The sequence below is a fragment of the Myroides albus genome, assembly GCF_009711045.1.
Classification (GTDB): Bacteria; Bacteroidota; Bacteroidia; order Flavobacteriales; family Flavobacteriaceae; genus Flavobacterium; species Flavobacterium album_A.
Genome location: NZ_WMJX01000024.1, coordinates 27,899 through 44,614, shown reverse-complemented (window position 1 = coordinate 44,614; position 16,716 = coordinate 27,899). Strand labels below are relative to the sequence as shown.

12 protein-coding genes are annotated in these 16,716 nt (G+C 33.2%); 5 read left to right on the top strand and 7 right to left on the bottom strand.

Annotated elements, in window-relative coordinates; all coding sequences use genetic code 11:
- Positions 1–322: 322 nt before the first annotated feature.
- Positions 323–895: a Crp/Fnr family transcriptional regulator gene (locus tag GJV76_RS11015; RefSeq protein WP_155092671.1), complete on the top strand. Its 573-nt coding sequence runs from the start codon at positions 323–325 to the stop codon at positions 893–895.
- 75 nt (positions 896–970) lie between these two features.
- On the opposite strand, the gene GJV76_RS11010 is transcribed toward GJV76_RS11015, so the two are convergent.
- From GJV76_RS11010 to GJV76_RS10995, 4 genes are read right to left on the bottom strand one after another with little or no spacing between them, the layout of a single operon-like run.
- Complete coding sequence (locus GJV76_RS11010) at positions 971–2,278, bottom strand: DUF4302 domain-containing protein (protein WP_155092670.1); 1,308 nt, start codon at positions 2,276–2,278, stop codon at positions 971–973.
- Positions 2,279–2,288: 10 nt separating this feature from the next.
- Positions 2,289–3,179, bottom strand: coding sequence for a zinc-binding metallopeptidase (locus tag GJV76_RS11005; RefSeq protein WP_155092669.1), 891 nt, complete (start codon positions 3,177–3,179; stop codon positions 2,289–2,291).
- A gap of 10 nt (positions 3,180–3,189) precedes the next feature.
- Positions 3,190–4,725, bottom strand: a complete 1,536-nt coding sequence (locus GJV76_RS11000; protein ID WP_155092668.1) for a RagB/SusD family nutrient uptake outer membrane protein — start codon at positions 4,723–4,725, stop codon at positions 3,190–3,192.
- A 14-nt stretch (positions 4,726–4,739) separates the two neighbouring features.
- Entirely contained in the window at positions 4,740–8,096 is a 3,357-nt protein-coding gene (locus tag GJV76_RS10995; RefSeq protein ID WP_155092667.1) for a SusC/RagA family TonB-linked outer membrane protein, read from the bottom strand.
- A gap of 1,295 nt (positions 8,097–9,391) precedes the next feature.
- Between GJV76_RS10995 and GJV76_RS10990 the strand changes: the two genes are divergently transcribed.
- Both GJV76_RS10990 and GJV76_RS10985 read left to right on the top strand, forming a co-directional pair.
- Positions 9,392–10,618 (top strand): PepSY-associated TM helix domain-containing protein, encoded by a 1,227-nt coding sequence (locus GJV76_RS10990; protein ID WP_155092666.1) that lies wholly within the window; start codon positions 9,392–9,394, stop codon positions 10,616–10,618.
- A complete protein-coding gene (locus GJV76_RS10985; RefSeq protein WP_155092665.1) occupies positions 10,618–12,741 on the top strand; it encodes an outer membrane beta-barrel family protein in 2,124 nt (707 codons plus the stop codon). Before GJV76_RS10990 ends, GJV76_RS10985 begins: the two co-directional genes overlap by 1 nt.
- Before the next feature lie 94 nt (positions 12,742–12,835).
- Here GJV76_RS10985 and GJV76_RS10980 read toward each other — a convergent pair whose 3' ends face one another.
- Positions 12,836–13,267 carry a hypothetical protein gene (locus tag GJV76_RS10980; RefSeq protein WP_155092664.1) on the bottom strand — a complete coding sequence of 144 codons (432 nt, stop codon included), beginning with the start codon at positions 13,265–13,267 and terminating at the stop codon, positions 12,836–12,838.
- Positions 13,268–13,296: 29 nt separating this feature from the next.
- Entirely contained in the window at positions 13,297–13,443 is a 147-nt protein-coding gene (locus tag GJV76_RS10975; protein WP_155092663.1) for a hypothetical protein, read from the bottom strand.
- A 156-nt stretch (positions 13,444–13,599) separates the two neighbouring features.
- Here GJV76_RS10975 and GJV76_RS10970 point away from each other — a divergent pair, with 156 nt between their 5' ends.
- The gene (locus GJV76_RS10970; protein ID WP_155092662.1) at positions 13,600–14,052 is read left to right on the top strand and encodes a hypothetical protein; all 453 of its coding nucleotides are present in this window, start codon (positions 13,600–13,602) and stop codon (positions 14,050–14,052) included.
- 697 nt (positions 14,053–14,749) lie between these two features.
- Here the strand turns inward: GJV76_RS10970 and GJV76_RS10965 are convergent.
- Positions 14,750–15,889 carry a porin gene (locus tag GJV76_RS10965; protein WP_155092661.1) on the bottom strand — a complete coding sequence of 380 codons (1,140 nt, stop codon included), beginning with the start codon at positions 15,887–15,889 and terminating at the stop codon, positions 14,750–14,752.
- A 379-nt stretch (positions 15,890–16,268) separates the two neighbouring features.
- On the opposite strand from GJV76_RS10965, the gene GJV76_RS10960 reads away from it, so the two are divergent.
- Positions 16,269–16,697: a hypothetical protein gene (locus GJV76_RS10960; RefSeq protein ID WP_230381538.1), complete on the top strand. Its 429-nt coding sequence runs from the start codon at positions 16,269–16,271 to the stop codon at positions 16,695–16,697.
- The last annotated feature ends 19 nt before the right edge of the window (positions 16,698–16,716 follow it).

Genomic DNA, 16,716 nt, shown 5'->3' with positions numbered 1-16,716 from the left:
TAAGCTTTATGCCTAAACACAACTTTTGAGATTGATCCACTAAATCAATCAATAAAACTTAAAAGTAATAAAAACGGGAGAACATCACTTACACTGTTCTCCCGTTTTTTTGAAAAAAACACTTTATCACTTGTATTGTATAATTGAAAAAAACATACTTTGTGCTAGCAAAGTACTATCAAAGTAAGTAAGGCCCTAATCTTTTTTTAAAACATACCTAAAACGAAAAAGTTTTAATAGATAATTACTTAACTTTGATGAGACAAAATTCAATAAATTAAACTAACCCCCATAGGACATTTGTCCCTAATGTGATAAAAAAATGTTAAGAATAAATATTAGCTTCTTTTCGTATATCGAAACCCTTGCAAACACAGATGTTTTCTCGGATAAAATTTTATTGCAAAAATATAAACCAAAAGAATATTTATTGCATCAAGGCGATCCTGTAACCAAAGTAATAGTTATTAATGAAGGCATTACAAAATGCTTCATTACTGAGGAGAATGGAAAGGAATATATTCCTGAGTTTTTGAGCACTGGTGAGATTATGGGTGAAATAGAAATAATGGGTAAAAAGAACTGCCTGGCTTCTGTAGAAGCCATAAGTGAAGTGACAGCCTATATTATTCCACTCTCAGTATTTGAACACTTGCTTAAAACTGATATAACCTTCAACAATGCACTATTGGAAGTTGAAGCCCTTAGGGTATACCACACCAGTCAAAAGGCTTCATTTCAACAGCTTTACACGGTCGAACATGCCCTTGAAAAGCTATTGGAATTACAAGAAAAGCAGCAATTAAAGATTTCTAAAGAAGATATGGCCTCTTATTTAGGCATTACAACACGTACGCTAAATAGAGCCCTTAAAAAGATATCTGGCGAGGAGTAAAAGAATTGTAAGAAATAAAAAAGGAGGTCTTAATGACCTCCTTTTTCTTAAAACATATCTAAGTTTTCAATATAATTAAAAACTAGAGTTATAATCGTAATTCGCTAATGCTATAGCCTGTTTATTAGACATAATAGTAACTAATGTATTAGAATACTTAATTTTAAAACTCTCAACTCTAAAATAAAGTTTGTCCTCAAATAACGCTTCTGCAAATTCTTTCAAATCAGCTGGAACATTGTTACTAGTCCATCTTTTATCAGTAATCTTAAGTGCATCATTATCATCTTGAACATTAAAATTCAATCTATAAGACGCACCATTAAATGCAAAAGTAGCATAATTACCAGCACCTTGTTTAAAGTATATTTGTATTTGACTTAAACCTGGTTTAGAGTCTTTTTTAAATTTATCTAAATACTTTCTAAACAGTGGTGAGTTAGTTGAAGCTCCAGCCAGATCTCCTGCATCGAAAAACAACCTAGTATTACTATCTTTTAAAGTAACTTTATACGAATCATTCCAATTTATAGGTGCCTCTGAATACTTTATTGAAGCAGTATTTCCATTAGCAGAATAATTAAAACTTGATGTATTAGGGTCGAAAATAAAATCAGTAGCAATATCTTCACCTACTTTTATTCCCTTAGTTAATTTTACACCATCTGGCGTATAACCAACTCCAAAAGAACTTTGATTATTCAACATTTCTCCCTTATCAATTTTAGCGAAACGAACACTTGGTAAATAATTCAAATCATAGTTTACCACGTTTCCACCTTCATTTACCTCCAAGACACGGAATATCGGTTGAGTATCTAAACTCATATTAAATCCCATATTGTACTGCTCTTCAAAACGATCCCAGTCCTCCTTAGTTGCTTTCACAAAGACTGCTTCAGTACCTTGCTTAGGAGTTTTAAAATACATTTCATTTCCATCCTCACTCTTACCATAGTACCCAAACTGGAACTCACCATTAAATCCTTTTCCATTTTCATAAGCAGAATTAATAGGATCTGAAAGTTCGTGAATCTTAGTACGTGTAGAGAATATTAAACTTGTAGTTCCACGCATTTTAATTTGGTACTCACCTGTTTCTGCAATTAACCCTTCTTCGTTAAAATCAGACACCATTCTAACGTGACGTCCTCCAGCAAAATCTAATAGATAAGTAAAACCTCCATAGCGTTTACCATCAGTTACATAAACAAGTTTCCATCCATGTTCAGCTGTAAGCAAATGATTCTGTAATTCAATCTCTCTTTGTTCAACACGCTCGGTAGATGTCTCGCTAAATACGCGATCCTCTTCTTTTTGACAAGAAGTAAGCGCTGCTAAAACTATAAGAGCTAAACCTGATTTATATATATAATTTTTCATTGTTTACTTATTAAGGTTGATTTTCTTCAAAATTTCCATTAATCACATCATTAGTGTTGCGTTCAGCAGCATCCCTAAGTTCAAAAAAGTCCATTGAAAATTGATCTAAAAAGTACTTTTCAACAATAGCAATTTTTTGCTCTATAATTGCTTTTCCATCAGCAGACTTAACCTTACTTAGGAAACTTTCAAGTTCAGCTTTTGAACTTAAAAGAACAAAAGAAGCTGTTTCTGCAAAATCCTCATCAGAGTTTAATCTAGCATATGGAGTCACAAAACCTAAATTATTACTATCTTCATCATTTTGATTATACCAGTTAGATGTATACCCTCCAAGTTTTTCACCTAATGCTTTCCATGTTACAATATCATAAGGTTTACTTTGATTCAAAATGTGAATATATTCGTGTTGAATGGTATGTACAAACTCACGAACATCTTCTAAATCAGTGTAATCTACAAAATCAACATTGTATAGAGTGATTCGAGCACCACCACCAGCTTCACCTAAAACAATTGTTCCATTGTGATTCAAGTTGTAACTTCCTATTAAATGCAATTGACGTGGCGCGATTAGCTTAACAAAGTCCTCGCCCCCTACTTCTGAATAACTATCAATCCATATTTTCTTAACCACTTGTAAAGCAGGCTTCACACTACTTAACTTAGGCGGAAATAAAGTTTTATCTGGTTTTCCCATACTTTCATTCCACAAATAAGTAGCATCTATATTATATGGCTCTGTATATGATTTAAATATCCATTGATCTAATTCAGTCTTTGGCTGTTCTTCAGTATTGTAAATACTATCACCAATTTTATCATCACTTGAACATGATGTTAAAACAAGGCCTAAAGTGAAAAATAAACCTAAGCCTTTCAAAATATTGTTTGTTTTCATAATCTTAAAATTATCTAGGGTTAGGAGTTATACCTTTATCAATTGCCATAAGTGGAATCTGAAGTTGTTGTAGGTTATCATTCTCTTTAACTTCATACACTTCGCCTGTAGCCATTTGATGTTTAACAACTATATTATAGCGACGAATATCAAACCATCTGTATCCTTCTTGGTAACCTTCTCTTCTTCTAGCATCTAATAGCGCTCTTAACAAAGTTGTTTGTTCTTCAGAAAGTTGTGTTTTTGGATTGATATCACTTGTCTGAATTGGGTAAAGATTTTGCCAATCACTATACTTGATACTTCCCATGAACTCCTGAGCAGGTGCATTAAGATTTGTTCTTGTAAGGGTAAAATACTCTAACATTTTAGAAGCCTCGTCAATTTGGTTATCTAAAATCATTGCTTCAATTCTATCCAAATACATCATATCATTAGAAAACAGAACAAATGATACATAAGTATGACCTGTCATATTTGTAAAATCTATAATTTTAAAATGCTCATAGAACTTATGTACATAGTAACGATCATTTAATGAATATGTATCGTTTGGATAATTCCAATTTCCATTTTTCTCCGCTAATGGATGCGTATTTGGTCCAAACAATGATCTATTGGCAGAAGCAGAAGATAAATTAAATCTATTTGTATGCAAAATTCTTGTCATCCTTGACTTTACAGTACTCACTAATAAATTAGTTGGCACATAAGTCTGCGCATAATCTGTTTCGTTTTGCTCAATACTCTTCTTATTAGCCCCTTGTACATCTCTAAGTTTTCCAATTGGTAAACCTTGCACAGCTTGCGAATACTTAATAGCATTTTTGTAATCACCTTTAAATAGGTAGAAACGAGTTGCGAATGCATTTGCTGCTGCCTCATTAAAGTGGTAACGTTCTACATTGTTATTCTCATAAGTTACTCCCTTAAGTTTAGCAATTCCAGTTAAGATATCATCCTCTATTAAGTCATATACTTCTTCAACAGAATTTCTTTCATATTTAACAAGTAATTCATCTTCTACACTTGTCATATAAGGGATACCCATATCAGAACTTGCTGTTGCAGGATCGTAATGCTTAGCCCAAAGATTCACTAACATAAAGTGTGAATATGCTCTTGCTAACAATGCCTCTCCTCTTAAATTTTCTAAAGAACGTTTACTTGGTTTATTTGCATATTCTTTTTCTAATTTATCAATTGCCTCGAGTGCTGTATTAGCTTGAGCAATTGCTTTATAAGCTTCCATCCAATAACGAATAGGCCAATCTAAATCTTCATCATGAACATCTTGAAATGTAAACATCTTCTCGTCATTCTCTGATGTCAAATTCATTTTTCCTGAATCTCTTACATCATCAGCCATCATCTCATTAAACAACATAAATGTTGCATCTGGATAAGCCGCTACCAGTAACTGCTCAACCTTTCTTGGACTATCTATAACAGTTCTATTATCTGGTGTTTCTGATAAGAAATCACCACAGCTAACAGTTGTTGCTGCTAATAATAAAACACTAACTAATATTTTTATTCTTTTCATAATTGTTCAAAAATTTAGAAACCAACATTTAAAGTCAATGTGTACTGAGCGGTTTGAGGCATAGCTACCCCACCTGTTCTATAGAACTCAGGATCCTCTCCATTAAGCTTTTTATCTGCATAGATAAGCCATGGGTTTGTTGCCATAAAGCGAACTGAAAATCTTGTCATTTTCATAGACTTTTTAAAGTGGTCAGGGAATTCATAACTTAATGAAATATTTTTCAATCTCACAAATCCACCGTCAGCCACACGTTCTGAAGAATAGTTATAAGCATTAAAAGCTCTAATAACCGCAGAATTTCCATATTTAACAGAAATAGTATTATCAGCTATAACTGGTACATTTGTAAAATTCTCATCCCCAGGATTTAACCAACGATCATTCATTGATTTTCCAAAAACATCAATATCTGAATAAGAACTAGCATAAGTAGGGTTTAAACGGATCTTGTTTCCTCCAGAAGCAACAAATAAAAATCCTAAACTCCAGTTCTTGTATTCAAATGTATTAGATAAACTCAAGGTTTTATTAGGATCGATTGAACCTTCATACTTTAAGTACTTCTCTAAATTAACTGAATCTTGGAAATTTGCTCCTCCAACTACATCTGTTACTCCAGGTGCTTGAACAAATGTTGGCATACCATCAGCATTTAATCCTGTAAAATCGTAAGAATACAAAGCATTTGTTGGACGTCCTTCCATAGCTCCATAACCACTAACTAAATCAATAACACGTGGAGTATTTTGCAAACTTGTAACTTCTTGATGGAAAATAGATCCATTAACTGTTGTCGACCAAGAGAAATCTCCAGACTTAATATTAGTTGAAGTAATACCAAACTCAATACCTTTTGTTTTGATATCCGCATTATTACCTAACTTAATATATTGACCACCAACTCCAGATGTTCTAATCTGATCAATTAAATCAAATGAATTTCTTTGATAAGCATCTACTGCTAATTGAAGTCTATTGTTCCAAAGTCCTAAATCAACTCCAACGTTAAATTCGTATTGTTTCTCCCAAGTAAGGTCCGCATTTTTCAAATCTTGAATGTTAATTCCATTCTCCATATTATTCGAACCTGGTCTATGAGTCACATAAGGTCTATAAATTGCCAATGAGTTAGTAGCAGGTCCAGCAGTAGCAGTTAAACCATAAGAAGCTCTTAAAGCTAAATTACTAACTGTTAGACTGTTTTGCATAAAAGCCTCATTTGATATTAACCATTTTCCAGAAGCAGTCCATGTTGGCAACCATCTTGAAGAACCTGTATCACCTTGGCTATTAGATCCATCATAACGACCTGTTAAAGCTAAAGTATATCGGTGATCATATGTATAAGCAGCTCTTGCAAAGAAAGCTAGAGTTCTTTCTCTCTCTTCTTTAAAATAGAAATATTCTCCTCCTTGTTCAAGCAACTTACGCATTGCATCAATCTCAGGATAAGATACATCCCCATTTTCATATTGAACTCCTTGAGCTAAGAAATAATCATTACTTCTATTAACCACACGCATCTCTGTACCTCCAAAAACATCTAACTCATGTTTATCTGCAAATACGTTATCATATGAAAGTGTATTTCTTAATAAGAAAGAAGTCATATCATTTGTATAAGTACGCTTTAGTCCAGAGTTAGTCATAATTGGCATACCTGGTAATTCAGGTCTACTTGGATCTCTATATAAGAAAACGTTTTGATCGCGTTCGATTGTATTCTCATTGGCATTATATGCCGCAATAACGTTAGAGTTTTCTGTTACATTGTGCACGCGTTTTGTAGTTGCATAACGAGCAGAACCATTCACATTGTATTTTAAGTTTGGAAGAATTTTATATTCTGCCTCAGCTTGAAAACGAATATCTTTTACATCAATATCCATTCTATTATTATCAAGCTCATTTAAAATATTAAATGGCGCCCAATTACTTCTATAGTACTCATACTCACCCAACTCATTTTTAGCACGTAAAGCACGAGAAGTATTAAGAGCATAACTAAATGGGTTAATGTCGAAATCACGACTGATTGAACCATTCACAACATCTTTCTCAGAATCATATGTTCCTGGTGCTTTTTGATCACGTACAGAAGCCATTCCAGATAAAGAGATTGTCAGTTTATCATTAACAAAGAATGTATTCTTTAAATTCATTGTTAAACGGTGTACTCTATCAGCAATTGTCCATCCTGGATCAGCAAAATAACCAAGAGAAGCATAATATGCACTGTTTTTTCCTCCTCCATTAAAACTCAAAGAGTGATTCTGCGTAATAGATGGTCTGAATAATTCTTTAAACCAATTTGTATTAGCCTTCTCATAAGTTTGCAAATATCCTGCTCTTATATGATCTTGGTTAGATAAAGCAAATTTACTATTTACTGCATCATACTCATTTAAAGCTCTATACATCATATTATAAACCCCACCATTACGGCCATATAACATTTGAGCATAATCTAAATGTCCTTTTTGCTCAAGTTCGTTATAAACCATCATGTTTTGCTGAGAGTTCATCAAGTCATATTGCGAATACATCGGAATAGGTCTTAATGTGTTCTCCATCGCGTAAGTAATAGACATAGGAGTCTCTTTTCTTCCCGATTTTGTAGTTACAACAATTACTCCATTCATGGCACGTGAACCATAAATAGCAGTAGCAGATGCATCTTTTAAGATATCGATACTAAGTACGTCTTCTGCATTTAATCCAGAAATAGCTGAACTCAATACAGACTCAGAGTTACCTGAAGCTAATTGTTCAAAAGACACATTAATAATATCCTCTTGTACTACCCCATCAATAACCCATAACGGTTTTGTATCACCCATAATAGATGAGTTACCACGAATAGTAATTTTAGGTGCAGCACCAAAAACTCCAGAAGGGTTTTGCACGGTTACCCCTGCCACTTTACCTTCAATCATTCTACTTACGTCTGTAACACCATCGACTTTTAAGTCTTTAGCTTCAATACGGCTAACTGCTCCTGCTTCTTTTCTCTTTGATAAAGTTTGGTAACCAGTATTGATCACTACCTCATCCATTAGCTTAGAATCGTCTAATAAAGAAACGTTAATCACCTGCTGAGCATTTACTTTTTTCTCCAGTGTAGCGAATCCCATGAATTCATAAACTAAAACTGCATTTCCGTCATTTACTTTAAGACTATACTGACCATCTATATCTGTTTGAACAGCAGTATTTGTCCCTTTAATAATAACCGTAGTACCAGGTAAAGGTAAGCCATCACTGGCAGCAATAACTTTACCAGTAACTGTTCTTACTTGCGCTACCATTACACCTCCTGAGAGATAGATTGAGCACACAACAAGAAACCCTCGTAATATTCTCTTCATATTTGTTAATTATTAATTAATAACCGTTAACAAATAAATAACAAAAATTAAATAATTCCTAATACAGTCTAAAAATTAACATAAATAAACTTTAAGCACATAAAAAGACTAATAACTATAAATAATAACACACAATTAGCTATTTAATTAAAAATAAACCAATAATTAAGCCCACAAAAGAAACATAAACATCAATTAAGATTGAGTATATTCTAAAATAAATATTAATTTTTTATTTAACATAATTCCAAACAATAAATATCTTACAAAACAAGTGAAATATAAATGAGAATAATATAAGTAAATTATTCACTAAACGTACAATTATTTAAAATAGACTCAAAATAACCTCTCATTATTACTAATAATACAGTAAACCGACACGATGACTAAAATTAAAATATAGAATAATAATCAATAAATTAACTATTCAAACAATTAGTTTTCTATAATTATAAAATTAAATATTATTTAAGCTCAATAAAAACGCATTCAAATCATCAATTCGCAACCTTAAAACCAGCTTAACATTAACATTAAAATCTCTTTCAATCTTAACATATTCATAACTTAAACTAAGATCACTCAAGTCCGCTATACCTTGAGACTACACTTCACTCCCTAAATTAACATGAGTTTCAATTAAGTTAAGTAGTCTCCTTTCATCAATGAGGTCGTAAATAAGATGGATTGAAAGCTAACTTGGTACACATACTATTCGCTCTAACTTAAGGTTTTTTTTGCATCTTTCTTGCACCTTTCTTCGATAAAACCCCTCTCTGGCCTAGCAAACTCCAAGAAAAGCCCTAACAATCTGCAAGAAAATGCAAGCTAAGCCGCGATTAAAACATTCCCTTGTGCTTTTTAAAAGTAGTTTACTTCACTTTCAACTCTGATAATCTCATCAATAAACAACATTGAGATACTTAATGTTTACTCGACCTACATTTACTTTTGAAATCATTAATCCTATTCACTCACTTTTTCTCAATATAGAACTTACACAATCTTGTAGAGCACAAGATGTTGGCTATCCCCATAATCCCCAAGTCCACCCTCTCTTATTGAATTATTGTCTATAGTTATGATATAAAAACACTCAAGCAACAAACAACTTGCAATCAGACACTTAAAATAAATAAAACCACAATCTGCAAGTTTTAAAAGGCCAAAACCAGACATCAAGCGCAAAAATTATCAATAACTTTTAATAAGAAACTGACTTTACAGAGAATAAATTCTATATTTGCGACTTTATTTTTATTGAATCTAAATTAAGTAACTCGAAAAACTTCATGAATACAAAGAAGAAAAAAAAGGGAAGATCCCTTTTTAAAAATTGGGTATTAAAGGCACATTTATGGTTAGGTCTTTTAAGTGGTATCATTGTTTTTGTAGTATCCATTACAGGTGCTTTCTATGTGTTTAACGAAGATATTACGGCATACATGCGAAAACATGTCATATTTCACAATCAAGAAAATTACCAAGATATAGATCCCATTCCAATATATGAGTTAAAGGATAAAGTCAACAAGCAACTCAAAGAAATGGGAGAAGAAATTTCTTCAGAAGATGTAACGATTCCCATTGACCCAGCACGTTCATATCAATTTGGTCTACTTAAGAGCAATCACGATGGGTGGAACTATTTTAACACTTATCTTATTTATAAAAACGTTTATGTCAATCAATATACAGGAGAGGTCTTAGGTGTTTATGACATTCGAAAGAATCCCTTCTTCTTTGCCATGATTCTACACCGATCACTTTTACTAAGTAATACAATTGGAGGAACTATTGTAGGTGTTTCAACTATAGTTTTTGTAATTATGCTCATCTCGGGAATTATACTTTGGTGGCCAAAGAACAAAAATATGCGCAAACAACGCTTTTGGTTTAGATGGAAGAATATTAAAGGCTGGAGAAGAAAAAACTACGATCTGCACAATATCTTAGGTTTCTACGCTTCATTTTTGGCACTAATTGTCGCCCTAACAGGTATAATGTATTCCTTTAGAATCACAACACTATGGGTATATATGTTACTTAATGGAGGATCGGCCGACTCTCCCGACTTTTCAATCTATAAAACAACAGCTCCGGAAAGTGTAGAAACTCCAACGACAATTGACAAAATTGCCCAAACAGTTAAGCAACACTATCCTTATGCACATTCTTTTGGACTCGATCTTGAAGATCATGACAATGCAGACCACCACCACGACAACCTATTTGTCAGTGTAAAAGAAAAAGAATTTACTTATGCCCAGTCCAGCTTTATGATTTTTGATGAACACTCTGGCGAATTACTGCACAATCACCCTTATAAAGATAAAAGCTTTGCTCAAAAGGCAACTGATGCAACCTACGACTTACACGTAGGAGCATTTTTCGGATTTACAGGAAAAGTACTTGCCTTTATTTGCAGCCTATTTTGCGCATCTCTACCTGTAACAGGTCTTATCATTTGGTGGGGGCGAAGAAATAAAAAAAAAGTAAAAACCTTAAATAATACATAATGAAAAAACTCTACATAAGCTTATTTACACTTGCCGGATACCTTTCTTATGGCCAAACAGAGGCCCAACTCGACAGTATCGCCAATAGCTTTAACATTCACTTGAGTGAAGTTATCATCAACGTGGATAAACCCGTGTTTCAACAAAAAGCTGATAAAATGATATTCAGTGTTGAAAACAGTGTTTTATCAGAAGGGAGTACAGTTTTAGAAGTTCTTGGAAGGGCTCCTGGTATTGTAGTTTCACAAGATGGCGAACTATCTTTAAGAGGAAAAAAAGGGGTTAGTGTCATGTTAAATGGCAAGTTGAGTTCTTTATCGACAAAGGAACTGGCAAACCTGCTGCGCTCAACCAATTCTTCTGTGGTTAAGAATATTGAAATTATAGCAAACCCCTCTGCAAAATACGACGCTTCAGGAAATGCAGGTATTGTAAACATCGTACTGAAAAAGTACAATATAGAAGGCCTAAAAGGAAGTTATTATATCAATGGTGGACGCGGAAGAAAGAACCGCTTAAACACAGGTATGAATCTGAGTTATGCAACTGAAAAAGTGAGTCTATTTGGAGATTACAGCTACACCTTTAGAGGTGAAGAAGAGAGAAAGACCTACTACCAAGACTTTTATAACACATCAGATCCCTTGTTAATTGATCGCTCAACAAAACAACGTTCAATAACCAGTGAACCCCTAACTTCTAATAATTTTAAAGTTGGAGTGGATTATACTGCTTCAAGCAAAACAAGCTTAGGATTTCTATTTGATGCTAAAATTGGCCGTTATGAAGACAAATCAAAAGGAAGTAACCTTGTGTATATGCCCAAAAACACACTATACCAAAGTATAGCTACAGATAACTATAACGACGAACATTGGTATGACTATACATTTAATTTTACGGCAGCACACAAACTCAACGAAAAGGGAGGCAAAGTAGATTTGGATGTAGAATACGAAACTTCAAAGTTCCGTTCAATGCAAACACAATTGCAGGAGAATCTTTATAGTCAAAATGGCGAAATCTTAGACGACAGGAAAGCAAAGATACCTACTCACTTAAAAGTATTTAATGCCAAGCTAGACTTTACCCTACCCTTTAATGACAATAATGCTTTAGAAACAGGATGGAAATCCATTGTCAAATCAAATACTAATCCCTCAATATACGAAACGGGAAAAAATGGACATTGGAATATAGATCCTGAAGCCACAAACGATTACAAATACAAAGAGCAGATACACTCAGTATATGCCAATTATAAACTGGTTATAGACAAATGGCAAATACAAGCAGGTCTTAGAACGGAATATACTCACAGAGATATCCATCAAAGAACCACTAATCAGAGGTATAAAAAAGATTATACTAAGCTATTTCCAAGTGCTTCAATTAAATACGAAACAGAATCTGCTCATGGTTTCTATGCCTCTTATAGCAAGAGAATTAATAGACCAAGTCACTTTGATCTTAATCCATTTCGATTCTATGATGATCCATTTAACTATTGGCAAGGAAATGCTAATCTTAAACCAGAGATCACACACGCCAGTGAAATAGGCTATACATGGAGCAAATACCTAATTGCAACTTTATACTTTAGTCAAACAAGTGATGTGATGACTCAAGTATATAACTACATCGACAACAATACAATCCTTGTAAAAACATTGGAAAACTTAAGCAAATCTTATCATTATGGTATGACATTAACTGCAAGTGTAAATCCTTTTGAGTTTTGGTCGATGAGTAATATGTTCAACTTATTTAACAACAAATACGAAGGAAACTATAATGACAATGATATAAACACCAAGCAAATTGCCTTTACGCTTAATTCTCAAAACAGCTTCAAGATAGCTTCGGGCATCAAAGCAGAGGCTAACGCACAATATTTCTCAAAATCCAATATCGGCCTTTACAAAAGAGATGCTTATTTTGATCTGTCTTTAGGTTTATCAAAAAGTTTACTATCTGATAAAGCGAGCATAAAATTGGCCGTAACAGATGTATTAAAGACAAATAACTTTAGAATTACTGGCGAAAACTTCAATTCTAAAATTCGCCAGAAATACGACTTAGACAGCCGAATCGCTACTTTGTCGTTTAATTACAAGTTCTAATCCCCTTTCATCTTTAGTTAGTGCTCTTGGCAAGCTAATACTGCCTGAAAAAACGCGTTATTCTCTAATAGCGCGTTTTTTATACTTATTACCTTTAAGCTCCCATGTATACAAAGCTCTGTCCTGCTTGTTCAAAAGCAATATACTGATTGATCAACTCTTGAGCCTCTTTCTCTGATAACAACCCTTTTACTTGAGCGATTACTTGACCATTGAGATTTAACACATCAAACAATTCAGCCGTTCTTTGCATAACTGCTCTAATTATCTCTATATGTACTTGTTTCATATATTTACTATGAGTACGCAAAGTATCCTCGAGTTGTTCCTTACTTTTTGCCTCATTGTTTTCTTGGTAATAATCAATATCAACCATATCGTAAATTATACGTTCAAATAAAAAGTCTTGTATATTCTTGGCCAAGAAATCTCCTACCTCCTGGTCGTGATAAAGAAATACAATAGGAACATCACTTCCCTTTTGTGCTCCAAAGTAAAAACAGTACAAATCATGTGCTCGATTCATAGCAAAAGGCACAAACTTTTGACTTAAATCTACCTTCTATAATCCTCTGGATCAGCCAACCAATCCATCTCCTGTACAACATCCTCATTGGTTAATAATTCGAAATCAGTACTGTGATAAAGTAATGGAGGAAAACCTTTGCGCTCTGGCTCCAATAAATAGTAACTCCTGGTCAAAGGAGCTCCCTAATCCAACAACCTATCAGCCTCCATTTGTTTAAATACCTGTGGATAAACACCCCCTATTCTATCTTCTAACTCGCTTAATTTCATCTCAATACTTTTATATTTACACTTTTTATACTTAACTTTATAAGACAAATTTTCAATAAAATGAACGCAACTAACCAAAAGGATAAACATATCGTTAAACAGACTTTTATTTGTTTACTTATACCCTTACTTATTTACTTGAGTATCTATGTGGTGTTTTTTTATGTTGGTTATAATTTATTAATGTTATACCTAAATCCAGAAGTAGGCCTATCATTTATAGTATTGGCTATATGGCCAATTATCACTTTTATAGTCGGTTCTTCTCTATGTTATTTAACGGCTATTAAATATTTGAAAAAATACAACTTAAATAATCCTGCTACAAAAATAGTTGTATTCTACTTCTTAAGCCTTTTGGTTAGTTTTTTACTTTTTTGTATGCTCTTAGATTTCCAATATACAATCAAGCTGTATTTTAGTGCACATATATTTTTCGATACCCTATTTGCTTTACTGGCAATTATGCACTTTAACAAGCTTGCGAAATCTCAAGAGAAAAAGTCAATCTAAAACCATTTTGTTTTTGCCTGTCTAATCACTTTTTATTAATAGTATTCAAACACAATCTTGCTATTATATAAGATATACAAACAAAGACGATTAATATTTGTAAAAGACATTGATTAAATAATTAAATTTAATCACGTTACAACAAAATGAATACCTTTTATGAATACCATCAAATGGCTTCCTAGCCTAACAATTCCCCCCAACTTTATTTGTTGCGATTTCATTTGTGTTACTGCATTTTTTCTTAAAGATTTGGCCCATGGTCAACTATACTTCAATGCAGGGGCTTATTGAAATACTGGGTATAATTATATTTCTTGCTGCAGTGCCAGTTTTAATTATCATCAATATTTATTTGTATTATAAAATAGCAAACTACCTCATGCCTGAGGGCAAATACAATCACAAAATAAAGTTATTTGTCAACATCTTTTTACTTTGTTTAAATATTGTTTTAGGTATAATATTCTTTTATGTCCAGTCCATCTATATTTGGACGTATCCCATCATCTTTATCTTAACCAACATCATCGTATTTTGGTATTTTTACAAGAGAAGGTTCGCATAATCATAAACTAAAAAAGGGATTGACCTGTACTACAACGAGTCAATCCCCTTTTTAGTAATAATACTAAAGTATATATATCTAATACTTACTACTGTTATTTATTGCATTACTTCACTGCATCTCTTGTTTTTAAAATAGAGGAATCATCCATCTCACTCCAATATACAACTGATGCTCATCGTTGTCTTTGGGTTTTTGCTGTACTTTCTTATAATCATAATCAATATAGCTGTAAACAGCAAACAGTCGAAGGTCTTTAAATAACTTTTCTTCAAATGGATAGTACTCTATAGCCCCCATAATTCCCTTTTGGGCGTAGGCAATATTGGCATCTAAATCATCTCGGTAGTTATACATTGCTTTGACAAAAGGAGAAACTTTATTAAACTTATACCTTAGCGTCATCGTGGTTGTATTATCCTTTACATAAGTAGTGTTTTCTTTGTGCTGTATCAAATCAAGTTGAGCGTCCTTTACATTTCTATATCCATACATCCAATCAAGCTCCATCATCCACTTGTCCACACTTACGCGATTACCAAGAGTAACCCAATTATAGTAACGGTTGCTATTATGTTGCATTAAACCATAACCATAACGAGTTTGTAGATGATTGTTAAATAGATTTCCCTCCCATAAGAAAAGCCCTCCATAAGCCTTGTCTTTATACTTTAAATCAACATACTGGGTACCTGCAGAAATACCTTGTAACTTAAAAGACTGTCCACTGGTTTTGTAAGCAATACTCGCACCAGGAGCAAATAGATCCATAGATCCGAGCATATTGGTATACATATACTGGTCAGAACCATTATAGCTAAACTCCATACTTCCCCAAGCTATGAATTGTTTACCGATACTTAAAGTCCAATGCTCATTGGGATTATACTCTAAATAAGCGAACTCCAATGCATTGGAAGCCACTGATTCATTTAGACGATAACGCATCGAGAATGAAAACTTATCTTGATAATTAGCTTTTACATAGACTCGGGACTGTTGCAAACGAAAACGACTATCGGTAGTCTCGCTTCCCTTAACTTTAGTATAGTTTTCATAACGAGAATCTAAAAACGCATTAAAACTGCTGTTCTTCACTTTCTGAGGCTCTTTGTTTGTTCCAAGCTCTGGTAGGACAAGCTCCAGTAGTGTTTGGTGTTCACCAGTATTACTCTGACTTGTTTTCTCAAGATTACCCGGCTGTGACTGCTGAGCAAACAAACTAAGATGACTAACAAGCAGGGCTCCAACCATTAATTTTACTTTCATATTTCTATTTTTTTATGATGCTTTAAACCAATAACTGCAAGATGCAACACATATTTTAACAAAGCATTAATTACCAATAATATCTAAATATTTTAAACTTATAGACTAAATTACAAAAACATAATTACAAAACATTTACGCATTCTATTTAATTTATAAAATAATCACAATTACAACAAATACAACATTAACAAATATTAACTACTTTAAAGACTGTATCGATTCTCAAACAGTAGAACTTCTACTTGCCCAAACTTGAGTAGCTTACCGTATTATTTTTACGAGTTTTAACAACATTTTGACCATTTTGCTCTACTGTTAATGGGAATAAATCGTATATTTGTGACATCTATATGTATAAAACAGACATTTTTAGACCTTGAAAAAGTTATTTTCCATATTATTCCTTTTCCTTTCAGTCTTAGCCAGTGCTAATCCTCTTTTGGATATGAACTGCTTAGATACTGAGATGGTATGTGGTATGGATATGTCTAAGATGCAGGATATGTCTTGCTGTTCGGATATGAATCACAACGCCAATCAATCCTCACCTATGGATATGATGTGTTGCATAGCACCAAGAGTGGTTGTATCAAACACAGACTTACAAACAGAACAAACACAAACTGTTTCTATTGTAAAAGCTAAAAAGGCAAGCATTGTTCGTACTAAATGGTTTAATTCAAATTACTTATCTGACCTTAAATTTGTAGATACAGTTTCTGTTACTACAACTACATTTGACGTAGATGGTCACAAATATCAAGCTTTAGATAGGCTTTCCTATATCTGTATTTATAGAATTTGATTCCTTTTTACTTCTGGTT